The 23,570-nt window shown below is 57.9% G+C and carries 16 protein-coding genes and 1 pseudogene; 12 read left to right on the top strand and 5 right to left on the bottom strand.

Translation table 11 applies throughout. From position 1 onward, the window contains the following. Positions 1-278: 278 nt before the first annotated feature. Positions 279-599 carry a hypothetical protein gene (locus IEX44_RS14330; protein ID WP_188695139.1) on the top strand — a complete coding sequence of 107 codons (321 nt, stop codon included), beginning with the start codon at positions 279-281 and terminating at the stop codon, positions 597-599. 479 nt (positions 600-1,078) lie between these two features. On the opposite strand, the gene IEX44_RS14325 is transcribed toward IEX44_RS14330, so the two are convergent. Next, on the bottom strand, positions 1,079-1,549 hold the full coding sequence (locus IEX44_RS14325; RefSeq protein ID WP_188695137.1) for a hypothetical protein: 471 nt from the start codon (positions 1,547-1,549) through the stop codon (positions 1,079-1,081). Between the two features lie 464 nt (positions 1,550-2,013). Here IEX44_RS14325 and IEX44_RS14320 point away from each other — a divergent pair, with 464 nt between their 5' ends. From IEX44_RS14320 to IEX44_RS14310, 3 genes are all read left to right on the top strand, one after another. Then, positions 2,014-3,675, top strand: a complete 1,662-nt coding sequence (locus IEX44_RS14320) for a response regulator (RefSeq protein ID WP_188695134.1) — start codon at positions 2,014-2,016, stop codon at positions 3,673-3,675. Between the two features lie 129 nt (positions 3,676-3,804). Further along, a complete protein-coding gene (locus IEX44_RS14315) occupies positions 3,805-9,162 on the top strand; it encodes an autotransporter outer membrane beta-barrel domain-containing protein (protein ID WP_188695128.1) in 5,358 nt (1,785 codons plus the stop codon). 756 nt (positions 9,163-9,918) lie between these two features. Next, the gene (locus IEX44_RS14310) at positions 9,919-11,289 is read left to right on the top strand and encodes a beta-propeller fold lactonase family protein (RefSeq protein ID WP_188695125.1); all 1,371 of its coding nucleotides are present in this window, start codon (positions 9,919-9,921) and stop codon (positions 11,287-11,289) included. Positions 11,290-11,629: 340 nt separating this feature from the next. Here IEX44_RS14310 and IEX44_RS14305 read toward each other — a convergent pair whose 3' ends face one another. Continuing rightward, entirely contained in the window at positions 11,630-13,297 is a 1,668-nt protein-coding gene (locus tag IEX44_RS14305; RefSeq protein ID WP_188695122.1) for an ABC-F family ATP-binding cassette domain-containing protein, read from the bottom strand. 92 nt (positions 13,298-13,389) lie between these two features. On the opposite strand from IEX44_RS14305, the gene IEX44_RS21090 reads away from it, so the two are divergent. After that, positions 13,390-13,527, top strand: coding sequence for a hypothetical protein (locus tag IEX44_RS21090; protein ID WP_229679148.1), 138 nt, complete (start codon positions 13,390-13,392; stop codon positions 13,525-13,527). Between the two features lie 194 nt (positions 13,528-13,721). Here the strand turns inward: IEX44_RS21090 and IEX44_RS14300 are convergent, their stop codons facing one another. After that, a complete protein-coding gene (locus tag IEX44_RS14300) occupies positions 13,722-13,955 on the bottom strand; it encodes a hypothetical protein (RefSeq protein ID WP_188695119.1) in 234 nt (77 codons plus the stop codon). A gap of 152 nt (positions 13,956-14,107) precedes the next feature. Between IEX44_RS14300 and IEX44_RS14295 the strand changes: the two genes are divergently transcribed. The 3 genes from IEX44_RS14295 to IEX44_RS14285 all read left to right on the top strand — a co-directional run bounded on the left by IEX44_RS14295 (position 14,108) and on the right by IEX44_RS14285 (position 17,209). Beyond that, the gene (locus IEX44_RS14295; RefSeq protein WP_188695116.1) at positions 14,108-14,752 is read left to right on the top strand and encodes an NAD(P)-dependent oxidoreductase; all 645 of its coding nucleotides are present in this window, start codon (positions 14,108-14,110) and stop codon (positions 14,750-14,752) included. Positions 14,753-15,042: 290 nt separating this feature from the next. Continuing rightward, positions 15,043-16,410 (top strand): MFS transporter, encoded by a 1,368-nt coding sequence (locus IEX44_RS14290; RefSeq protein WP_229679146.1) that lies wholly within the window; start codon positions 15,043-15,045, stop codon positions 16,408-16,410. A 340-nt stretch (positions 16,411-16,750) separates the two neighbouring features. Then, complete coding sequence (locus tag IEX44_RS14285) at positions 16,751-17,209, top strand: MEKHLA domain-containing protein (RefSeq protein ID WP_188695114.1); 459 nt, start codon at positions 16,751-16,753, stop codon at positions 17,207-17,209. Between the two features lie 9 nt (positions 17,210-17,218). On the opposite strand, the pseudogene IEX44_RS14280 reads toward IEX44_RS14285, so the two are convergent. Beyond that, positions 17,219-17,464 (bottom strand): annotated as a pseudogene (locus IEX44_RS14280) (ATP-binding protein); the annotation flags it as partial. 577 nt (positions 17,465-18,041) lie between these two features. Between IEX44_RS14280 and IEX44_RS14275 the strand changes: the two are divergent. Both IEX44_RS14275 and IEX44_RS14270 read left to right on the top strand, forming a co-directional pair. Next, on the top strand, positions 18,042-20,258 hold the full coding sequence (locus IEX44_RS14275; RefSeq protein ID WP_188695109.1) for a TonB-dependent receptor: 2,217 nt from the start codon (positions 18,042-18,044) through the stop codon (positions 20,256-20,258). Between the two features lie 142 nt (positions 20,259-20,400). Next, the gene (locus tag IEX44_RS14270; RefSeq protein ID WP_229679144.1) at positions 20,401-21,270 is read left to right on the top strand and encodes an AraC family transcriptional regulator; all 870 of its coding nucleotides are present in this window, start codon (positions 20,401-20,403) and stop codon (positions 21,268-21,270) included. 44 nt (positions 21,271-21,314) lie between these two features. On the opposite strand, the gene IEX44_RS14265 is transcribed toward IEX44_RS14270, so the two are convergent. Next, positions 21,315-21,764, bottom strand: a complete 450-nt coding sequence (locus tag IEX44_RS14265; protein ID WP_188695103.1) for a hypothetical protein — start codon at positions 21,762-21,764, stop codon at positions 21,315-21,317. A gap of 217 nt (positions 21,765-21,981) precedes the next feature. Here IEX44_RS14265 and IEX44_RS14260 point away from each other — a divergent pair, with 217 nt between their 5' ends. Both IEX44_RS14260 and IEX44_RS14255 read left to right on the top strand, forming a co-directional pair. Beyond that, complete coding sequence (locus IEX44_RS14260) at positions 21,982-22,761, top strand: transporter substrate-binding domain-containing protein (protein ID WP_188695098.1); 780 nt, start codon at positions 21,982-21,984, stop codon at positions 22,759-22,761. Between the two features lie 71 nt (positions 22,762-22,832). Next, positions 22,833-23,510, top strand: a complete 678-nt coding sequence (locus IEX44_RS14255; RefSeq protein ID WP_188695095.1) for an amino acid ABC transporter permease — start codon at positions 22,833-22,835, stop codon at positions 23,508-23,510. Positions 23,511-23,570 lie beyond the last annotated feature (60 nt).

Below are 23,570 nucleotides of genomic sequence, written 5' to 3'. Positions count from 1 at the left end.
TTATGAAACACCGGCTGAACGATTCCAACAGGCTGTTGCATCGACCGGTTGAATCCACAGGCCTGAGCGGACGTCGATGCCGTTGTGCTAAATTGGCCGCTGTCGGCCAAGCAGTTGTTCCTGTAGGCGACCTACTATTCGTCGCATGTACAGAACGGAGAAGAAAGCCTTCGTCATGACCCCGATCATGCTCTTCCTATTAGGCCTCATACAGATTGGAATGACCCCAATGGGGGCGGTGGAAAATTTATCCTGATGGTCGATACGAGCAGAAATATATGAACTCCATGCATGAATTACCAAGTATTGTTGCAGCAAAGTGGCTAGAAGAATCGCTAAAACCAGGACCTTCTCTGACCTTGGCAAAGAAGGCAGCAGAACGTTTGGATCTGCAAAGTTGGGAGTACAGAACTTTAGCAAATTCAGCACTAACGTCTCACGAGTTGCTTGATTTCTCGGCAGGAGGAAAAACCTCTGGATTAATGGCTGACGAATGGCTATTTAATGAACTTTTGGAAAAAGAGCGTGAATCGAAAAATCTCGGATTAATCATCGAAGACTGGCGGGAAAAAAGAGGTAATGCGTTTATTTATGAGTGAAAGATGCCCGCCATCTATTTTAACAACGAAGTTTATTGCTTAGAAAAAATATCCAACATTCTGAAGCACCCGTATCGTAAGAATATGATTACAAATACGGTTCCTTAATTTCATTTTTTATCATTAGGCTTGATCTCTGGACGGCCAAGTCAGGGGTCTAATTTTATTTAGAAGACATTCCATTAATACTTAACAGTATAGTCGGGATAATTTGTGGAGCGTTTGATGGAGAAGGGTACATTCTTGCATCAAGATAGTAGTTGTATGTGACTGACGACCTTGTATCGCTCTATGAGCCACTTGGTTATCTGGAACGAATACACTGTGGCTGGGTGATGCCGTCGGAGCTAACAAGGATTCACGATCACCTGCGTTCAAGGCATGGACTCAAGTCGGAGTGGGTTCGACTCGACCTGAGTCTGCTAACCATTGCCAATGGCAAAAACATATATGCATATATATTTCAACCCCATAAAATTTTAGCTTTCCAGGAAAAATCTCACATTCTCCACTTCAACCAAAGCATGTTTTCCAACAATGACTGAATCATCGAAACAACTGTCTATCTTGACTCTGACATATTTGCCATCATGAAAGCTTAATACATCCCAATCAAAAAATACAATAAATGAAAGCGAATAGTCTCCCTTTAATCCAGCAATTGGATAATCCCAGTACCCCGAATCAATTTCCCTATTAACCATCGCTGGCAAAAAATCCGATTTTGCTAAAATTTTTATTTTCGAGTTTATATCCCCATAACGCACATTAGTTAAATCATGCGGAGCCAACACCATAAACCGATATAGCTGTTTCTCTATTTCACGAAAATATTCCAGATTCTGCCAAGCCAAAGCGCCAGCCTCATACGGGGACACTACTCTAAAATAATTATTGAAGAGCTCTCTACTGGCCAAGCGGAAACGCATTATGCTTTCATTTAATTCCATGCTTCCTCCAGTCAAGTCCCAAGGCGATACGCTTCACACCAAGGGCCTCCAAAGATTATTAGTTAAAAACCGATACCATGCCGGGATTTGAGCAGTGCATCAGAGTCCATGAGTCGAGCATGGTTTTCAATGTACATGATGGCCGATTTCCAGTGCAAAGCAGACTTGCACTGCCGCCTGCGCCAACGTCCGCTCAGGCCGAGGTGTTGCCCTTGGCTATGTTTTAACTTACCGGCCAGTGCGACACTGAGGCACTTGGTTGCAGGCGCGGGCACACTCATTGTTGACGAGGCCATGGGCGGATTGAGGCTAGCCCGGCAACACCGCAGCAGGGCGAAACCGGCTCCACTGGTCTAGAGTAAATTTGCCCGCCAACGGGCCAAACCAAACCGAATCTGATCCCTGCGCGCCGGCTTTCCGGTGTGATCACACAAGGCTAGCGGCGCTGCCTGTCTGGAGGGCCTTTGAGCCAGATCCTGATTATCGATCCTCAGCCCCTGGTCCGACTAGCGCTACGGACTCTGCTCACAGAAGCAGGCCACGAGGTTGTTGCGGAAGCCGACAACAGTCGCGATGCGCTGGCGCAGTGTCGCCAGCAGAAGCCAGAACTCGTCATTCTGGAATTGAGCCTGCCCGGCGTGGGCGGCCTCGAGGTGATCCAGCGGCTGAAAAAGCAGCATGATGCGCTGAAAATCCTGGTTTATTCCGAACAGCAAGCAGAGCACTTCGCCGCACGAAGCCTTGCCGCCGGGGCCAGCGGGTTCGTGAGCAAGTTTGATCCCGTTGCGACATTAAGCACGGCGGTCAACGTGGTCCTGCACGGCAAAACCTGGTTCACGCATGAGGTGTTTGAATCCCCCCGTGAAGATGAACTGGGGCAGCTTTCCCCGCGGGAGCTCATGGTTTTACAGCTGCTGACACGCGGGATGTCCAACAACGAAGTGGCCGAGCAATTGGCGCTGAGTTTCAAAACAGTCAGTACTTACAAAACCCGGCTACTGACCAAGTTGCATGCGGCGTCGCTGGTTGAACTGGTCGAGATCGCTCACCGCAACGGGCTGAATCTGCATGCCGACAGTGCGGTTGAAATGGTGCGGCTGGATGCAGATACGCAGCGTGAACTGCATATGCTCCGAGCCATGATCGAAAACGCGCCGATCCCGATGTTCGTGCGTGATGTCGAGGGCCGGATTCTCCTTGCCAACCGCAGCCTTCTGGACTTTCACCATATTTCGCATGACCAGGCCTATATGAAGCGGTTCGGCGAAGCAGAGTGGCTGACGCCTGAACGCCGGGCCCATTTCCAGAAGCGTTACCACGAAGCCATTTTGATCGGGTCCTCGTTCGTTAACGATTTCTTTATCGAATCATCCGGGGTGCCCATCTTTGTACGGGGTTGGTTCGTGCCGTTTCGCGGCGAGGATGGTCGCATCATCGGGGTGGTGGGTGGATTCATTGATCAATCCACACAAGACGCCATGCTCAAACGCCTGCGTGACGCCAAAGAACAGACCGCTGCCGAAAGCCGCCACAAAAGTGCCCTGCTCATCAACTTGAGCCGGGCAATCCGCTTGTCGTTGCAGGACCTGGATCATCACCTGGGTAGTGCAATGGTTTCCTCTGGTGAAGCTGCACAACAGGCGCTCGCGCAGGCTGCCGAGACGAATCGGGTGCTGATGAGCACGCTCGATGAACTGCTGCTTTATGACGTCAGTGCGGTGGTACTGCAAGCGACAACGGTGGATATCGCGCAGCTCACCCAGTCAACCATTGACGCGCGCCCAATGAATGGCAAGCCGCTGGCGTTTGATTCTTCTGCGGTGACCCTGTCTCAGGTCTGGGTTGATTCCCGCCGCTATGGCCAGATTGTGGCGGGGTTGCTGACCGACCTTGCGGGCGGAACACTCAAACTGACAACGAGCGTGCAGGCCAGCGGTATGGTGACCGTACGCTTGCAACTGGATACCGACGACGTCATTACCGGAATGGCGGAAGTCTCTGCCCGCAGGACCCTTGGCCTGGCCATCTGCAGGGCCGTCGTGGGGTTGATGAAGGGCCAGTTCACGCAGGTGGGGCGACGGATTGAAATCGAGTTGCAATTGCCGGTGGCGTTGGGTCACGCCTGAGTGGTGTGGCAAGGGTGACCACCATTCAACGCGCGGCAAACTCCTATAGCGACCTCGGAACACTCGGATATTTCTGATTTTTGAAGCGGCCCAGACTGCCCAGCATCGTCATTTGCTGGATTAGCCGCCATGAACCGCTTTTTTCGCACCATCTGGAATGCCAGTCGCAACGCCTGGGTTGCTGTCGCTGAAAATGCCAGTGCACACGGCAAAGCGTCCAAACCATCGGCGGTGAGCGAGCATTTGAATTTGCCTCGCAGTGTATTGGCAATGGGCTACGGGCTGGTTCTGGCGCTCGCCAGCGCAGATGCACTGGCCGTCGCCACGGTCGAACTCACAGAGGGCGATAGCAAATCCATCGTTGGCGGCTACAAGGATCAGTCCAAAGCCGGTGGCGCCGCGCCAGATGCCACGCAAGTTGTTGAAAACTATCTGTTTACCGGGGGCACGCTGGATGTGACCGGCGGGTATTACCGTGCTACCGGCAAATTCACGGTGGCAGAAGGGCAATACGGCAAGATCACCGGCGGCAGCGGTACCGGGCTGCCTTCGTATTTCCCGACCATTCCGGCGCTGGACGTTGCCCCGACCAAATCCGGGGCCATGTTCCTGCTGTACGACCCCAGAGAACCGGGTGGCCAGCTGGTGCTGGAAAAGAACGCCACGCTGGAAATCGCCTTCAATTACGAGGGCCGCAATTACGTCGCGATCACCAACAACGGCAACTTTGACTACAACTACACGCCGGTAGTGTTCGGTGAAAACAGCCACATCATGCTGACGGGCGGGACATTCCGCTACGACCCTTACCGCCACGATACGGACGTCAAACTGTCCAATTTCATCTTCAATGGGGGCTGGCTTTCGACTCGCGGCGGCGATGATGTCATCACTGCCGATGAAAACAACCAGGCCATCGGCAAGATCGAAATGGGCATGGGCTCGGACACCTTCATCATCCCCGAGGGGGTTTCTATTACCGCGCTGCGGATCAACGGCCAGCCCGTTAGCGAAGTGCGCATGTACGAGTTTGCCGATACCCAGGACAAGGGCACCGGCGGGCTGACCGGCAATATGACGGAAGGCACCGGCCAGAACCCAAGCGATACGGTACAGATCCGCGCCAATGCGTCGTCGACCGACATCGTCTACAACTTTGGCTACTACAACGATTTCATGACCCTGGCCGACGGTGCGCAACTCATCGGCGGCAAGGTCAGCATGGGCAACGGCCCAGACACTTTCACCGCCACCGCCGCGACGCTGGATGGCGTATCGATCAAGCTGGATGACGGAGATGACACGCTAAACCTGACCGGCACCACACTGCAAGGCGGCGTCGCCATTGATCTGGGTAACGGCAATGACACGGCCAATCTGCGCGACCTGTCGCTGAATCTGACCAAGACCTCCAGCCTGCTGCTGGGCGCCGGCAACGACACGGCCAATCTCACCAATGTGAGCCTTTCCGGCAACACCGCCACTGATTCGATCACCTTTGGCGCCGGGTCTGACACCCTGAACCTCACCCGCGTCAACGTGGATCAGGCCAGCATCGGCATGACCAGCGGCGCCAATGTGGTCAACGTCCTGGCCGATATCAGCGGTGGTACGACCAGGGTGACCAACAGCCTGAATTTCTCCAGCGCCGACAAGCTCAGCACGCTGCGCATTCAGGACGGCGCCACACTGGCGGTGGACGAGGCCAGCGTGGGCTTTGCCGGGAAAATCCAGGTCAACGCGGGTGGCAAACTCGCGGGCACCGGTGTCGTGACCTCAACCAACGGGATGGCGCTTGATGGCACCTTGCAGGTTGGCGATGGCACCAGCGATGGCGCGCTGAGCGTGACCGATAGTGCGCGTATCGACGCCAACGACGGCGCACTGATCACGGGCAGCGGCACGTTATCGTCCAGTGGCATCACGCTCAACGGTGGTGTCACCGCAAAGGTCGAAGCTGACCGCGCGCTGGTTTACAACGACGCGTTGGCCGGCACCGGCAGCTTGCAAAAAGTGGGCGCGGGTACGCTCGCGCTGGGTGCAGCGAATAGTTACAGCGGTGGCAGCAATGTGGATGCCGGCACCTTGCAACTCACCCAACAGAATGCCGCTGGCACTGGCGCGGTGGCGCTGGCCAGCAACGCGACAGTCCAACTGGATTTCTCCGGCACCGACGGCCAATACGATGCCGACTTTGCCAATAACCTCAATGGCAGCGGCAATGCGGTGGTGAGCGGGCACGATATCAACATCACCGGTGATAACAGCGCCTTTGACGGTCAGTGGCAGATTGGCAATGCGGCCAGCATGCAGGTGAGTGCTGATCAGCAAAACCTCGGCACGGCCACCATTGCGCTTGATGGCACGCTGAATGTGGCGCCAGAGAGTGGTGGTTTTACCGTGAACAACAGTTTGACCGGTCAGGGAACACTGATCGCAAAAATGGGCGCGGGTAATGACGCATTCAATTTCGGCACCAACACCGGCAGTGCTTTCACTGGCACGCTGGATATGGGCCGCGGCACCCTGGCACTGCAAGGCGACAACACCAAGGCGCTGACCAACGCCACCTTGCTGGTCGATAACGGCAGCGTGGTGACCGTGGGCGACGGCGAACAACACATTGGCGGACTAGCCTTTCATGGCGGGACCACCATTTTCAACGCCACTGTGCCTGATGCCACGATGGCGCAAAGCACCATCAACGCAGCGCATCTGGATGCCAGCGGGACCGGCGCCGTGGGTATTGTTGTCCCTACCCCATACACCCCGAGCCCGGTTGATGCACCCAACACCGTCAATTTGTTGCAACAAGATGATGGCGAGATCGGTGTACAACTGGTCACGGCCGCGACAGTCAATGGGTACGGCGGTGGCCTGACCTTGCAGGATCAGAACGGCAATAGGGTCGGCGGCAACCAGGTGCTGGATATCGCCCAACAGGACCAAATCGTTGCCCAGGGGACGTATGGTTACCGGCTGACAACCGAACCCGGCGACGGGCTGTACGTCAATTACGGCCTGACCCAGCTGGATCTGCAACAAAACCAGACCCTGACGCTGGCGCAAAACACCGGCGCGACCGGGGCAGCGGCGGATATGTCCGCGCAGATTATTGGTGCCGGCAATCTGGCGATCAATGCGGGAGGCAGCGTGATTTCGCTCTCCAACGCCACCAATCGCTATGAAGGTGAAACCTCGGTGCAAAGCGGGACGCTTCGCCTTGAGGCCAACAATGCACTCGGCCAGACCCGCCAGTTGAATATGGCGGACGCGACTACGACCGATCTGAACGGTACGACCCAAACGATCGGCGCGTTGGATGGCGCGGCAGGATCGACGCTGAATTTCAACGGGGGAGCCCTGGGCATCAGTAACGGTGGCACTTCGCAAGGCGTATTGACGGGTGCAGGTGAGTTGCGGGCACTGGGCGGCACGCTGGATGTGCAAGGTGCCAACATGGGTTTGAGTGTCAGCACCCATATTGCCGATGGCGCCACCGTGCAACTGGATCATGTGCAAGGCCTGGGCAGTGGCAAGATCAGCGACGTCGGTACGCTGCAATTGACGGGCGCCACGGGCGATCTGGTCAATATGCTGGATGGCGCCGGTGCGGTGAATCTGACCGGTGCAGCCGATGTAAACCTGGTGGGTAACAACCGTGTTTTCTCCGGTCAGTTTACGACGGCCACGGGCACGCAACTGACGGCTTCCAGCGCCGACAATCTGGGCACGGCCAGCGTGAACAACAGCGGAACGCTCAAGCTGAGTGTCAATCAGGACTGGGCCCTGGCCAACGCCATTGAGGGCACTGGCACGGTGGTCAAGAACGGCGCCGCAACACTGTCTGTGAATACCGCGCAAGCCTGGACCGGCAACACCGATGTCAACGCCGGGACGTTGTTTGTCGGCGGCGCAGGCCAACTGGCCAGCGCCAACGTCGACGTTGCCCCCACCGCCAGGCTGGGTGGCTACGGCACGGTACAAGGCACGGTGAACAACCAGGGTGCCGTCCTGGTCGGCAGTGCCGCGCAAGCCGGTGGCCCGGTAGGTACGTTCAATATCGGTGGAGATCTACACAACGCCAGCACCGTGACACTGGCCGGCGCCAATGCCCAACCGGGTAATACCCTGAAGATTGCCGGCAACTACATCGGGCAACCTGGCAGCACGCTGATCTTCAATACCGCGCTGGGGGACGACCAATCGGCCACCGACCACATGGAAGTCGCCGGTAACACATCGGGCGGTAGCAATGTCGAAGTAAAAAACGCCAATGGCGCGGGCGCCCTGACCCACCGAGGGATCGAACTGATCCGGGTGGATGGTCAGTCTGATGCAGAATTTTCACTGCAAGGCCGGGCAGTGGGCGGCGCCTATGAGTACAAGCTCTACAAAGGCTCAGCCGATGCTGCGGATGGCAACTGGTATTTACGCTCGCAAAAGAACCCAAGCGCGGACGAGGACAACACATCGCCGGTTGAGCCGGGCCAACTTGATCATCCGGTTGCCGTCGATCACGCCCGGTTCGCGACACCGGTTTACCGCCCGGAACCGGGTGCCTACCTGGCTAACCAGTCTGCCGTCAAAGGCTGGCAAATGCAGACCCTGCGTGATCGTGTCGGCGAATCGTACTTCGACCAGAACGCCGACGCGCCGCGCGGTGCATGGGCCCGGGTGACGGGCGATCGCGTGGACAGCAAGGCCGGTCAGGGTGAACTGAGCCAGTCCGGTACGCGGTATTTGTTGCAGGCAGGGAGCGAACTTGCCCGCTGGGATAGAGAAAGCGGTCAGCGAGTACACCTTGGTGCCATGGTCAGCGCCGGTACCGCTTCAACGGATGCCCGCGCGGATGGCAACCAGGCTCGCGCGAAGGGCGAAGTGAACGGCGTCAGCGTGGGTTTGTATAGCACCTGGTTTGGCAATGCGGCTGAGCACAAAGGGCCCTACGTCGATACCTGGCTGCAGTACGGCCACTTCGACAACAAGGTCAGCGCCGATGCCTATGCCACCCAGTCCTATATGTCGAAGGCCTTGTCTGCCTCCGTGGAGGCCGGGTACGACCTGCCCGTGCATGAACGGGACGGCAAACAAGTGGTGGCGACACCGCAAGCGCAACTGGTCTACACCAACTACCGCGCGGGCGATGTGGTTGATCCCGCAGGCACCCACATCGGTGGTCAGAACGGGAGTCAAGTTGATACCCGGCTGGGCGTAAGAGTTTATCAACGGCAAACGCTGGATAACGGCAGCAACCGCGTACAACCGTTTGTGGAGGCCAACTGGTTGCACGGCAATCGCGCCGACAGTGTGAGCTTTGAGGGCCAGACCGTCGCCAGTGACACGCCAGCCAACCGGGGCGAGCTGAAAGCAGGTGTGGAAGCGCGCCTGGATCGCGATACCACCGCCTGGGCGCAAGGCCATGGCCAATGGGCGACGGACTTCAGCAGCTACGGCGCGCTCGGTGGCCTGAAGATCCGTTGGTAACGCTCGACATCACGGTGGCTCTATTGGGCCGCCGTGATGCCCCATACACGCACGAATGCGGAGGTTCGTAATGAGAAAATGCTTTGAATGCCTGGCTGTCAGCGATTCGGTCACCCATGACTGCCTCGTCAATGTTGTCGTCGTCGCTAAACAGAATCGCCCGGATCTATGGGCTGTATCCTGGGTTTGTGAACGAGGTGTTGCCTCCCTGACCACCGAAATTGCAGGTGACCATAGCGCAGCACAGGATTATGCATCGGGGCTTCGCCGTCACCGGCAACGGATGCAATGAGAACCGCGACCATTGCCGGTAGCAGCGCCCACGGCCCATGGATTCGGGTGTTGGCCATTGCAGCCCGGCTTGTTATCTCAAACTGAACAGGCCCGTTTTTGCGGCAACAATGAAGTCTGCTTCACTCCGCAGGGTCAGCCGTTTGCAAGGGAGCGAGCAAGCGTCCGCTTTGGCCGGTGCCGCCAGGCCCGGCCACCTATGGGCAGCTCGTCGGCCAAAGCGGAAGTTCAGACCAAACCTCCGAGATGTCTGCTACCACCCCTAAACTGCCAGTCGTTCAGCCCGAATAAATCTGCGTTCGCCGTGGTCGCTATCACGGTTGACAGAATCGTGGTGCGTTGCTGACCGAAAGCTGTAAACGGCTTGGCCTTTCAAGAAATATGCAACACACTGATTCTCATGAGATGCGGGGGGTTTTGGGAGTGGCTAGAATCGCGCCCCATCGCACCAACCCTGAGAAAAAAATGAATTCTGTTTTGCGTCTTTTGCCCACCCTTGTTGCCTTGGCACTGACCGCATGCGGGGGCGACTCTCACGATTCCGCGACTCCAACTCCGACGCCCGCAGTCAACGCGACGCCGGCACCAGGCGCTGCCAGCTATAAAGTCGGCGGCACGGTCTCAGGCTTGGTTGCGGGTACACAGGTCACGTTGCTGAACAACGGCGGCGACGCGCTGCCTGTCAGCACGAATGGCACCTTCCTCTTTGCAACCGGCGTGACGTCGGGTAGCGGCTATACAGTGACGGTGGGCACTCAGCCGAAGGGACAGGCGTGCGCTGTTGTCAGCGGCGCCGGTACGGTCGCCGCAAGCGACATAACGGGCATCAGTGTGACTTGCACGCGCGTCTCTTATGCCTATGTGGCGAACAGCGATGACGATACGGTTTCGCAATACATCATTGGTAGCGACGGATCACTCACGCCCATGTCCGTGCCGACAGTGCCGACCGGAGCTATGCCGTATTCCGTTACGGTAGACCCTTCGGGCCAGCATGCGTATGTGGCGAACCTCCACGCAAATACCGTCTCGCAATACAACATCGGTAGCGATGGGGCGCTCTCACCCATGTCCCCCTCGACCGTCAGTGCAGGCAGTTATCCCTATTCCATCACTATTGATCCATCGGGCAAGTATGCCTATGTGGCGAACTCTGTTGGGATGGCGGTTTCGCAATTCACCATCGGGAGTAATGGATCACTCGCGCCCATGACTCCCACGTCGGTCACCGCTGGCCTCACTCCTTTTGGCGTCGCCGTCGATCCCTCGGGCAAATACGCGTACGTGGTGAATTACGATGGTAATACGGTCATGCAATACGCCATCGGCAGTGGCGGAGCGCTCACATCTGTGGCAACTGTCAACGTAGGGACTCCCTATGCATTGGCGATTGATCCTTCGGGTAAGTTTGCCTATGCGACGAACCTTCAGAACAACACCATCTCTCAATTCACTATCGGCAGTGGTGGCCTACTGGTCCCCATGGCAACCCCAACTGTTGCTGCCGGTTCTTCGCCGTATGGCATTGTCGTCGATGCCTCGGGCAAGCATGCCTATGCGGTAAATTATGGCGGCGGCGGTATCTCTCAATACGCCATTGCCGGCGACGGATCTCTCGCACCCCTGAGTACCCCAACCGTCGGCGCGGGACAAAATCCAGCCAACCTCCGGTTTGACCCCTCGGGCAAGTATGCCTATGTGGTCAATATCAGTAGCAACACCGTCTCGCAATACACCACTGGGAGCGATGGCGCGCTCATCCCCATGTCTGCACCGTCGGTCGGCGCGGGGCACGGCCCCTTTTCCATTGCGACGGTGTACGCGGCGACGCATTGAGCAATCCGGATCGCGCTCCGCTACGTGCGCTTGATGCCGATTCAAAAAAAGCCACCTTCCGGGGTGGCTTTTTGTATGGCGACCAAAGTCATTCCGCCGACGGGATCCCTGCATAAGCGAATACCTGGCTCTATTCCTGGCAAGCCAATACTTCAATTGCTGTGGTTTATGTTCGGAAGCAGACATTTGTCGCAGGCAGCCGAATGTCCGCTTCTGACCTTTGAACAACCCACTGAAAATCTCGCGTGTCTAGCACGGCGGGGCAGCTGGACAGCCCCGGCGCCTGCAGGCAATCCTGCTCATGATTGGCCGCAAGGTGGTAACGCGTAGACGGGCCGGCTTAACGTTTGCCGGCCGCCTCTTCTCGCCGGCGCTTGGCCTCTTCCAGCAGGTAGACCTGGTAATCGTCCAGATCACCCGCGAAATCGCTGACCCCGCCACGCGACACCATCCAGAATTCGTCGCACACCGCGCGAAGCAACGCCCGGTCGTGGCTGACCAGCATCACCGAGCCTTCGAACTCGTTCAGCGCCACGCTCAGCGCCTCGCGGGTGGCGAGGTCCAGATGGTTGGTCGGTTCATCCAGCAGCAGCAGATTCGGCCGCTGCCACACGATCATGCACAGCACCAGCCGCGCCTTCTCGCCGCCGCTCATGCTGCCGACCGCCTGCTTCACCATGTCGCCGCTGAAGTTGAAGGTGCCGAGGAAATTGCGCAGCCCCTGCTCGCGGCAATCGTTGGCCGACGGCCGCATCGCCGCCGGGGTGTCGCGCACCAGGCGGAACATGTGCTGCAGCGGATCGTCCTCCGGCCGCAGCACGTCCAGCTCCTGCTGCGAGAAGTAGCCGATATTGAGCCCCTTGCCGCGAATGATCTCGCCACCGACCGCCTGCAGCGCCTCGGCCACGGTTTTCACCAGCGTCGACTTGCCCTGGCCGTTGGCACCGAGAATGCCGATACGCTGCCCGGCCAGCACGGTGCGGTTCACGTTGCGCACGATCACCGTCGGCGGCGTGTCTTCCGGCGCGCCCTCCGGCGCCGGATAGCCGAACACCGCGCCGGTCATCGACAGCATCGAGTTCGGCAGGCTCTGCGGCTCTTTGAATTCGAACTGGAAATCGGCATCGGCCAGCACCGGCGCGATCTTCTCCATCCGCTCCAGCGCCTTGACACGGCTCTGCGCCTGCTTCGCCTTGCTGGCCTTGGCCTTGAAGCGATCAATGAACTTTTGCAGGTGCGCCATTTTTTCCTGCTGCTTGGCCAGTGCCGCTTGCTGCAGGACCAGCTGTTCGGCACGCATGTCCTCGAACTTGCTGTAATTGCCGCCGTAGCGCACCAGCTTGGCATTGTCGACGTGCAGCGTCACATTGGTGACGGCATCGAGAAATTCGCGGTCATGGCTGATCACTACCATGGTGCCGGCGTACTGCTTCAACCACGCTTCCAGCCATACCAGCGCGTCCAGATCCAGGTGGTTGGTCGGCTCGTCCAGCAGCAGCAGGTCGGACGGACACATCAGCGCACGCGCCAGTTGCAGCCGCATGCGCCAGCCACCGGAAAAGCTGTTCACCGGCTGCTGCAGCTCGTCGACGCTGAAACCCAAGCCGAGAATCAGCGCCTGCGCCCGTGCCGGCGCGTCGTGGGCTCCGGCATCGTTGAGCGCGGTATAGGCGTGCGCCATGCGCATGTAGTCTTCGCCGGCCTCGGCCTCGGTCACCTCCCGCTGCGCGGCGAGCAGGGTGGTATCGCCTTCGACCACAAACTCGGTCGCCGTCTGCGCCGTTTCCGGCATGTCCTGCGCCACCTGCGACATGCGCCACTGCGACGGGATCGACACATCGCCGCCGTCTTCGTGCAGCGTGCCGTTCAGCACCGCGAACAGCGAGGATTTGCCAGCGCCGTTGCGGCCGACCAGGCCGACTTTCTCACCGGGATTGAGCGTCACGGACGCGTTGTCGAGCAGGACTTTGGTGCCGCGGCGCAAGGCCACGTTTTTCAGAATGATCATGGGAAGCGCCGTGCGGCTGCAGAAAACAGGTTACGCCGCGACCGGCGACAAGGCGGGAACACGACAGAAAAGTGGCCAACGTTGGCCGCATCATGGCAATGCTGCTGCGCTGCCGCATGCTGCAAAGCAATAAAAACGGCACGGCGCAGATGGTAACACGCCCCTACGCGCTCCAAAGGGGAAGAAAGTTGACGTTCGGTGCCGGCAACAGAGACATGGCCGGCATGTGACTCTGAGCAGGCTTTCAGGACAAATGGGGTAACAGAACGCTTTGGCCGAACAGTTGCCCTTCACCTCACCGCGTCAATGCAACAGAGCCCGCCCTCAGCAGGGCACCCACACTCAAACTTTGAGCGCGCGTTGAAAGCAAGCTGATCACATCCTGCATGCCGCTCCCGGATAGCCGGAATCCGGGGCTCCAGGGTTATCTGGTCGCCAGCGTATCTGCGGTAATTTGGGTGTGTGAGGTGTACTTCATGTACAGCTCGCCGCATTCCGGACAAGTGGAGACGGCCTCCCATTCTTCACCCAGGCCAGCCAGTTGGCCTTCGAGCGTTGCGCCACAGCAAGGCGCCTTGTACGGGACCAGCTTGATCCCGCGCTGGCGGAGTTTAAAATTTTGTTCGTTGTATTTCGCTTTAATACTTTTAGCAGTCATGGTGAGTACTCTTTGAAAGATTTGAGGGGTCAGTTGCCGGCCCGTTAATATGGCTGCCGCATTGGTTGGGCAGGCCCGATCTCACAATGTACGCTGGGTTATTCAGCGTACTTGCAAACGTTATCTACCTCACGTACCGGAACAAGAAGCGCATGAAAATCGTGGTATTGGGCGCCACCGGCGCAACGGGCCGCCAGGTCGTCGAACAAGCGCTGGCGCAAGGCGATCAGGTTGTGGCTTATGTGCGCAATGCGCAAGCGATCACAGCCAGGCCGGGGCTTCAGGTGATGGCGGGCCAGTTAACCGACGCTGCCGTTCTGAAGGCCGCCATCAGTGGCACGGATGCAGTCCTGGTCTGCCTGGGCACGCGCAAGAAAAAGCCCGTTGATTTGATGCAGTCAGGCTTGCCGCTGATTATTCAGGCAATGAAGCAGACCGGTGTTCTGCGGTTAGTGCTGGTGTCAGCCTATGGCGTGGGCGAGACTGCGCGCACGGCAGGGTTGATCGCCCGCATAGTTTACAGAACATGGGTGCCAACGGTGTATCGGGACAAGGCGCTTTCGGAAGCACTGCTTCCTGACTCCGGGCTGCAATGGACCGGACTCTATCCCGTCGGCTTGACCAACGGCCCGCCGGCAGATGTGATAGAGGTTCGACCGATGGCGCGGGTACAGAAAGTCTCTGGGCTACCCATGATTTCACGCGCCAACCTGGCGCGCGTCATGCTCGATGTGGCAAGAGACGACACGACAATAGGCCAGAAACTGCTCGTTACCAGCAAAGGTTCTGTGCGTTAGACATCGCAATTGGCCGCTTTCTCAACGCCTGCTACTTTGTCTGCCTGGCCCCTCCCCGGTTTCGACAATAAACCTCTTCGTCTGCTGCGATTCCTGGCGGCCGATCTTGATCCGCACATATAAAGCTGACCTTGCGTGCATGTTTTGTGCCTCGGCTTTGGCAAAACCGAACCTGCAAGCTTTGCGTTGTTGCTACCAACCACCTCAAACAGGGACTCACCCCCGGTGATGGCAGCATCTCCAGCCGGCACTTCCTGTCTCTTGGGCATCCGCTATGATCGGAGAATTTCTTGAGCGCAACTCAAAACATGTCCGACGGCTTGCCCCAACCTCAGCGCCTTCTCGCTTTTCTTGCGATTGCCATCGCGACCACCATGGCCGTCCTGGATACCTCCATCGTCAATGTCGCCTTGCCGGTGATCGGGCATGACCTGTCTATTTCTGCAGCGCGTTCGGTGTGGGTGATCAATGCATACCAATTAGCCATTACCGTGTCGTTGTTACCCTTTGCCACGCTGGGCGATATCCTGGGTTACAAGCGGGTGTACTGGGGTGGCCTTGTGGTGTTCACGCTGGCATCGCTGGCTTGTGCATCGGCCCATTCATTGCTGGCGCTCACGCTCGCGCGCATTGTGCAGGGGCTTGGCGCGGCCGGAATCATGAGCGTGAATATCGCTCTGGTGCGGTTTATCTATCCCAGAGCCCAACTGGGCGTCGGTGTGGGGTATGCCTCTTTGGTGGTGGCCACCGCTTCAGCTGCGGGCCCCAGCGTCGCGGCGGCCATTCTTGCCATTGCACATTGGCAATGGCTGTTTTTGGTAAACGGCCCGTTGGGACTACTGGCCCTGTTGATTGGTGCCCGCACGCTGCCACTGACCCCCGCCACGCCCAAGCGGCTTGATCTACTCAGTGCACTGTTCAACGCGCTGACTTTCGGCTTGTTGATTGCAGGACTGGCGGCGGTGGGCGAAGCAGACAGCCAGCAAAGAGGTATCTTGATGGTTGTGGCGGCACTGGTTTTCGGCGTGCTTCTCGTTCGTCGCGAAAGACGCCAGGCCGTGCCCATGTTGCCCATTGATCTATTACGCAAGCCCGTGTTTTCGCTTTCCATGGTGACCTCAATCTGTTCCTTCGCGGCACAGACCATGGCGTCAATCGGGCTATCGTTTTATCTGCAGCGCACGCTGGGGAAGACGGAAACGCAAACTGGTTTGCTCATGACCGCCTGGCCACTGATGACCGCGCTGATTGCACCCACTGCCGGCCGCCTTTCCGATCGGCTACCGCCAAGTCTGATCAGTGGTGCCGGATTAATTACCCTGGGGCTAGGGCTGGCCGCGCTCTGCATGCTCGGGCCGGCCCCCACACTCTTCGACCTCAGTTGGCGACTGGGGATTTGTGGCCTGGGCTTCGGGTTATTTCAGTCACCCAACAACCGGGTCATTATGGGAAGCGCCCCGCCTGCCAGAAGCGGTGGGGCATCTGGATTGCAGTCCATGGGCAGGCTGCTGGGACAGTCCTTTGGGGCAGTGACCGTCGCCATGGTCTTTGGCCGCGCCTTTCAACAGCAATCTTCGATGATCTTTTTCATGGCGGCCCTCCTGGCCTTGGTGGCGGGTTGTGCCAGTACCCTGCGTCATAAAAAACAGTCGGTATAGACACTGGCATCCACGGATAAACCGCATCCTGTTCTTTTTGACTTGCCCGATCACGGCGGATACAGACTCGAATGCCTCTCTCGGCAGGCCCCGGGGTATAGGTCCTAGATATCAGATAAAGCGGCGCTTCAGGCCAGCTTGATCTAAACGGCGATCGGCCAGAAGCGGTCCGGTGTCGCCTTCAAAAACCCATCGCTTGCGTCGCCTTTTTCAGGGTTCAAAAAAGTGTCATCCGGGGCAAGATCAACCACCTTGGGTTCCGCGATTGAATACCTGCCGCCCTGTCGCGCCGGCCGATGCGGTATCGTATGCGCTTCTACGCTCTCTCCCCCGCCTCAGGATGATCCCGCTCTCTTGTGATCCGGCTTTTTATAAATTGCTTGCCGACAGCTATGCCCGCTTGTTGAACCGGCCGCTCGTACCGCCTTCTGTACCGAATGCAGATGCCGCCAGGTGGTTGTATGAGATGGCCCCGTTTGCAGTGCTGGCTCACAATACCGAGCAGGACCCAATCTTCATCTACGGCAACAAAGCCGCGCAACGCCGCTTTGGCTATAGCTGGGATGAACTGATCCGATTGCCCTCCCGTCTGTCCGCCGAGGCGCCAAACCGCGAGGCACGCCGGCGGTTTCTGGAGCGGGTACAGCAAGTCGGTTACGAAGCCGGTTATAGCGGTGTGCGTATCATGCAATCTGGCCAGCGCTTCATGATTGAAGAAGCCACGTTGTGGCAATTGCTTGATACGGATGGCCACTTGCATGGCCAGGCCGTGATTATTCCGCGTACACGCGATCTGTAACCAGACGGGTTAACCGTTGGCAGCAGCCCCATCCAGCGGGAACACCAGTTCAAACCGGGTGATGCTGTCCGCGCTGATCACGCGGCATTCACCCCGGTGAAGCGTCATGATGGTATGCACAATGGATAGACCCAGACCGCTGGATTGCCCGGACTCGGTGCGGGCAGTGTCGCCGCGGAAAAAGCGGTCAAACAGACGGGACTGCAGCGCCAGAGGGATGGTCGGACCGTGGTTTTCGACGGCCAGCACCGCATCTTTTGCCGAAACCGTGCCCGGCGCAACAGCACGGCGTCTGCATCCAGCGTGCCATTGCCGCTCACCACAATGTGCAAATCGCGGTCCAGCGCAGGGCCCTCAAAGTAGTCAGCCATGCGCAGCGCTGTTTCACGGATTGGTGCTGCGTGATGGCGTATTGCAAAGCATGACGGGCGCCGCAAGACGCCAGCAGCCTTGAGCATTTCCTCCCGCCGATTGGGCGCCTTGTGTGCCGCCCATGTTGGCTTCATCTGGTTCTCTCTTCAGAGACCACCAGGGGGTAAGCGCCATTCGGCCTTCACGGATTTGAATCCCCGATCACATCCGCACCAAATTCTGTCAACGGTCTTTCAAATAAAAAGCCAGGCTTTCAAATTTCCGGCAAAAACCGCCTCATTTCTGGATTGGTCGCTTCCCTCTTCCGCAAATCCAGAGGTCGGTGTTGTATAAATCTTACGGCAGCGCAACATTTCTTTATGTATTAATGAGTATAATTCGCATTTACATTTAAAATATGAACCTTCTCGTCACGGCGTGCCCCCGACCGTGGCGTACTCATCGTCTGCCGGAACACCCAATGAAAAAACTGACTCCGATCGCTGCGGCAATGGCCGTGGCTTGCGCTTTGCCGCTGGCCCGCGCCGCCGACAGCGCTCCCGCCTCTTCTACTGCTTCTGCCGTCGCTGCCGCTGCGCCAGCCGATACCGTCAGCCTGGAGACCGTTACAGTCACGGCCAGTGCCGATGCATCCAAAGATGGTCTGCAACCGGCCTACGCCGGTGGCCAGGTCGCCAAGGGGGGGCGCGCCGGCATTCTGGGTACCAAAAACAATATGGATACCCCGTTCAACATCACCAGCTACACCAATGAACTGATCCAGGATCAGCAAGCGCATGGCGTGGGTGATGTGCTGCAAAACGATCCGGGGGTGCGCGTAGCACGTGGCTTTGGCAATTTCCAGGAATCGTATTTCATCCGCGGCTTTGTGCTGAGCTCTGATGACGTGGCCTACAACGGCCTCTACAGCCTGCTGCCGCGCCAGTACATTGCCACCGAACTGTTTGAACGCGTCGAAGTCCTGCAAGGTGCAACGGGCTTTCTGATGGGCGCTGCGCCGAATGGCGGCGGCATTGGCGGCTCGATCAACCTGTTGCCCAAGCGTGCACCCAATGAAGACTTGAACCGCGTGACCGTCGGCGTCGATAGCGGTGGTAGCGGCAATGTGGCGGCCGACGTAGCACGCCGTTTCGGTCCGGACAAAAGCTGGGGTTTGCGCCTGAACGCGGGTTACCGTGATGGCGGTACAGGTGTCGATGACGAAAAATCCCAGACCAGCGTGGGTTCAGTTGGTGTGGACTGGCGCGGTGAACGTGCCCGCGTGTCCGCTGACCTGGGCGCGCAAGACAATCGTTTGCAAGCCACTCGCCCGGAAGTCACGCTCAGCGGCGTAACCCGTGTTCCAGATGCGCCGGATGCCAGCAAAAACTTTGCGCAACCATGGTCTTACTCCAACGAACGTGACCTGTTTGGCACTTTGCGCGCCGAATACGACCTCACCAACGACGTCACCGCGTGGGGTGCTTATGGCCTGCGCCGCAGTCACGAAGCCAACTCACTGGCCAACCTGACCGTGACCAGCGATAACGGCGACGGCAATTTCTACCGCTTTGACAACACCCGTGACGATCAGGTCGACACCGGTGAAGTCGGTCTGCGCGGCAAGCTGCAAACCGGCTCGGTCGGTCACGAGTGGGTGGTTGCCGGCGATTATTTCCAGTTAAAGAAAGACAACGCCTATGCGATGGACTTCTTCAACACGTTCAACACCAACCTGTACAACCCGACTAGCTACGCACAACCGGCGATCTCCAGCACCGCGTTTGCCGGCAACCAGCTGTCAGACCCGGCACTGAACGGCATCATCCGTCTGTCCAGCGTGGCGGTGGGCGATACGCTGTCACTGTTCGACAAGTCGGTCCTGCTGACCGTCGGCGCCCGCTATCAGCACTTTGACATCACCAACTACGCCTACGACACCGGCGAAGCCAGCGCCGCTTACACCAAGGGCCGTACCAGCCCGGCGGTGGGCATTGTGTACAAGCCGGTCAAACAGGTGTCGGTGTACGCCAACTACATTGAAGGCTTGGCGCAGGGCGATACCGCTCCGGCCAACGCCACCAACTCTGGTGAAATGCTGGCCCCGTATGTCGCCAAGCAAAAAGAAGTGGGCGTGAAGTATGACGGCGGCCGTCTGGGCGCCGGTCTGGCCTTGTTCAGCACGGAAAAACCACGTGGCGTGGTCGATGCCAACAACCATTTTGCAGATTCCGGCGAGGATGAACACCGTGGCGCCGAACTGAATGTGTACGGTCTGGCAACCACCGGCCTGCGTATTCTGGGCGGTCTGACCTGGCTGGATGCCACCCAGAAAGACACCGGTTCTGATCTGACGGATGGCAAGCGAGTCATTGGGGTCCCACGCTTCCAGGGCAACCTGGGCATGGAGTACGAACTACCTCAACTGGAAGGCCTGGCGCTGAACGCCCGCGTGGTTTACACCGGCGCCAGCTATGCGGATGCCACCAACACACTGGAAGTACCCAGCTGGACCCGGATGGATCTGGGCGTGCGCTATCTGACAGAAATCCAGAACCGTGCAGTCACACTGCGCGGGCGTATCGATAACGTATTCAATCGTGACTACTGGTCTGCGGTGGGCGGCTATCCGGGTTATGGCTACCTGACTGTCGGCACCCCGCGCACGTTCTCGGTCAGTGCCAGCGTCGACTTCTAAGCTTCGTTCAACGCTTCACCCAGGCAACGGCCCGCAGACTGCGGGCCGTTTTGTTTCAGGGATGTGCAATATCGGTCAGGACGCCTTAACCACAGCCCGTTATGCTGGCACCTGTTCATCCACATCGCCCGACGAGCCGCGTTTGAATCAGGATCTCTACACCCGTTTTGCCTGCGTCTTGCATTTTATGGATACGCATCTGGATGAAGACCTGCCGCTATCCCGGCTTGCAGAGATCGCCGGTGTATCGCGCTGGCATTTCCAGCGTCAGTTCGCCGCCTTGTTCGGATTAGGGGTGTACGAATATATCCAGTTGCGCCGGCTCAAGCGTGCCGCGTTACAACTGGCGTTTCGACCGGGGCAATCTGTTCTGGATATCGCACTGGAAAGCGGTTACGCCGGACCAGAAGCGTTTGCCCGCGCCTTTCGCCGGCAATGGGGGCAAAGCCCCAGCGGGTTCCGTCAATCGCCGCGCTGGCATGACTGGCATTACACCTACCTGCCGTTGTACACCTTGAGGAACCGTCACATGACGCCATTGCGCCCCCTCCAGCCCGAGATCGTGGAACGTGCCGCGACACCGGTAGCGATCTTGCAACATCAAGGAGATCCGGCCTTGTTGGGACAAACGATCCGCCGCTTTATCGCATGGCGTAAACGGAACCAGATGCCGCCATCCACGCACGCCACTTTCAACGTGCTCTACAACGATCCGTACACCACGCCAGCCGCCCAATATCGTATTGATCTGGCCGTAGCATGCCCGCCACCGGTTGTTGGCGGCGACGAAGGCCTGGTCGCAGATGTGCTGCCTGGCGGGCGCTACGCCAGGTTGCGCTATACGGGGCCGGACGAGACGCTGGGGGCTGCGATCCGCGCACTTTACGTAGACTGGCTGCCATACAGCGGTGAAACACTGCGTGATACACCACTGTGGATTGAACGCGTTCGCTTTTACCCGGACGTACCAGAACACCAGGCCATCAGCGATATCTATTTGCCATTGGTCTAACTGACGAAGATCAGGGCTATTTCGTCCATTGCTTGCGAATAAAGTCAGTATGCGCGCATGGATGGCGTAGGCGGAGACCAGGGGTTGCCACTGACCGGTGGCGCCAGATCAATCATGTAGCCATCGATGTACGCCAATTTGACGCGGTCACCTTCGCGCAGGGTGATCCCGGCCTGGTTCAGCAGAAAAATCTCCACCGCCCAAGCCTCGCCTTGCCCGGCATCGATCAAAACATGCTTGTCGTGCACGCCCAGGACCACGCCAGGAAAACGACCACTGGTGTTGAGTGCGACGACCTTGTCCAGATTACGGGCCAACTCGTTCATGTGTTCCAGCTCAGCCTGGAGAAAATCACACTGACGTTCTGCCAGCCACAGCGCATCTACGCTATACACAATGGACACCCTGAATCCAGCCGGGTTAATCACCACCCAGCCAATCTCATCAGTTTGTTTGGCATCGTCGGCATATACAGGAATGATTTGGTATCTCATTGCGGCCTTCCCCCCAGTCAGCGCAGCGGAAATATCAGCCTGGCATACTGGTGTCAGCCCCAAACCTGACAGTTTTCACAGTAGCGCACCCCAACAGGAACGAAGCCGGTTTTTGTAAGGTGATTGCCGATATTCCTGATAGGCATACGCTACACCAACCCTTACTTTAAATACCTGTGCCAGAAGTTCCAGTTGTTTCATTATAAGGAAAAGTAATATGAATATGCGCAAGCTGCTTATTGCCAGTGTGCTTGGACTCGTCGCTTTTACCGCCAACGCAACAGATTTGCTTGATACGGTAAAACAGCGCGGTACGCTCAAGGTTGCACTGGAAGGCACCTACCCGCCGTTCAATTACCGGGAAAACGGTCAGCTGACCGGGTTTGACGTTGAGATCGCCAATGCCCTGGCGCAAAAACTGGGTGTCAAAGCTGAATTCACCACAACGGAGTGGAGCGGCATTCTGGCCGGCCTGCAGGCCGGCAAATATGACGTGATCGTCAATCAGGTGGGCATTACACCCAAGCGCCAGGAAACCTTTGACTTCAGCGATCCGTACGTGATTTCGCAAGCACAATTGGTTATTCGCAAGAACGAAACCCGCAATCTGAAAAGCCTGAATGATTTGAAGAATCTGAAGCTGGGCGTGGGCCAGGGCACCAACTATGCTGATATGGCCCGCGCAGTAGCCGGCGTGGATGTCAAAACCTATCCGGGCGAGCAAGAATACCTGCAAGACCTCGCATTGGGTCGCATTGACGCTGCGCTCAATGACACGCTGATGATCCCGTACCTGATCAAGAAGACCAGCTTGCCACTCAAACCGGGCGCAGCGGTGGGTGAAGCTTCGAGCAATGGCATCCCTTTCACCAAAAACAACCCGAAGTTCAAGACGGCGCTGAACAAGGCCTTGGCCGACATCAAGGCTGACGGTACGTATGCCCGTATCTCGAACAAATATTTCGGTCGCGACGTGAGCAAGGCACCCGGCGCTTGATGACCAGGGTTCTATCGGTCAATGGCCGATGAACCTCTTTAAACCCCCTGCCTGCGCGCAGGGGGTTTTGCATGGGAGAACACACTTTGGGTGACGTGATCAATTTGCTGCAAACCGCGTGGCCATACTTGTTAAAGGGCACTGGATACACGCTGCTGTTTGCGGTCGGCGCCATGATTGGCGGCTTGCTGGTAGGAGGCACAGTGGCCTTGCTGCGGCTATCGCCCTGGCGAGTGCTGAACTGGCCCGCAGCCATTTACGTGAGTTGCATGCGCGGTACGCCGTTGCTGGTGCAGATTTTCATCATCTACTACGGCCTGCCCAGTATGGGCATCCAGTTTGATCCAATCAGCGCCGGCATTCTGGCGCTCAGCCTGAACGTGGGCGCGTATCTGTCGGAGACCATTCGCGGCAGCATCAACGGTGTGGATCGCGGTCAATGGGAAGCCGCATTCAGCCAGGGTATGACGCACATGCAGACACTGCGCTTTATTGTCTGGCCGCAAGCCTTGCGCCTGGCCGTGCCCAGTTTGTCGAACAGCCTGATCAGCCTGATCAAAGATACCTCGCTGGTTTCGGTAATTGCAGTCACAGAACTGATGCTGGCTACCAAAGAAGTCATTTCCACCACCTTCCAGCCGTTTCCGCTGTATTTGACTGCGGCCGCCATCTACTGGTGCCTGAGCCTGGCTTTCGAGCAAGTGCAGCGCTGGCTGGAAGCGCGCATGAACCGCACGCTGGCGCGGTGAGAATTAATCACACCCAGCGTACTCAACCCTGATTTTTCGGATTGCAGGCCATTCCGGCCC

The sequence above is a fragment of the Silvimonas amylolytica genome (assembly GCF_014645555.1).
Lineage (GTDB): Bacteria > Pseudomonadota > Gammaproteobacteria > Burkholderiales > Chitinibacteraceae > Silvimonas > Silvimonas amylolytica.
Note: the sequence above shows the minus strand (reverse complement) of the source record. Positions and strands in the feature narration are given on the sequence as shown.

What these genes read in the sequence shown, in the direction of transcription:
- IEX44_RS14330 (WP_188695139.1), top strand. Translation starts at nt 279, where the DNA reads ATGAACTCCATGCATGAATTACCAAGTATTGTTGCAGCAAAGTGGCTA.
- IEX44_RS14325 (WP_188695137.1), bottom strand. Translation starts at nt 1,549, where the DNA reads ATGGAATTAAATGAAAGCATAATGCGTTTCCGCTTGGCCAGTAGAGAG.
- IEX44_RS14315 (WP_188695128.1), top strand. Translation starts at nt 3,805, where the DNA reads ATGAACCGCTTTTTTCGCACCATCTGGAATGCCAGTCGCAACGCCTGG.
- IEX44_RS14310 (WP_188695125.1), top strand. Translation starts at nt 9,919, where the DNA reads ATGAATTCTGTTTTGCGTCTTTTGCCCACCCTTGTTGCCTTGGCACTG.
- IEX44_RS14305 (WP_188695122.1), bottom strand. Translation starts at nt 13,297, where the DNA reads ATGATCATTCTGAAAAACGTGGCCTTGCGCCGCGGCACCAAAGTCCTG.
- IEX44_RS21090 (WP_229679148.1), top strand. Translation starts at nt 13,390, where the DNA reads ATGGCAATGCTGCTGCGCTGCCGCATGCTGCAAAGCAATAAAAACGGC.
- IEX44_RS14300 (WP_188695119.1), bottom strand. Translation starts at nt 13,955, where the DNA reads ATGACTGCTAAAAGTATTAAAGCGAAATACAACGAACAAAATTTTAAA.
- IEX44_RS14295 (WP_188695116.1), top strand. Translation starts at nt 14,108, where the DNA reads ATGAAAATCGTGGTATTGGGCGCCACCGGCGCAACGGGCCGCCAGGTC.
- IEX44_RS14285 (WP_188695114.1), top strand. Translation starts at nt 16,751, where the DNA reads ATGATCCCGCTCTCTTGTGATCCGGCTTTTTATAAATTGCTTGCCGAC.
- IEX44_RS14275 (WP_188695109.1), top strand. Translation starts at nt 18,042, where the DNA reads ATGAAAAAACTGACTCCGATCGCTGCGGCAATGGCCGTGGCTTGCGCT.
- IEX44_RS14265 (WP_188695103.1), bottom strand. Translation starts at nt 21,764, where the DNA reads ATGAGATACCAAATCATTCCTGTATATGCCGACGATGCCAAACAAACT.
- IEX44_RS14260 (WP_188695098.1), top strand. Translation starts at nt 21,982, where the DNA reads ATGAATATGCGCAAGCTGCTTATTGCCAGTGTGCTTGGACTCGTCGCT.
- IEX44_RS14255 (WP_188695095.1), top strand. Translation starts at nt 22,833, where the DNA reads ATGGGAGAACACACTTTGGGTGACGTGATCAATTTGCTGCAAACCGCG.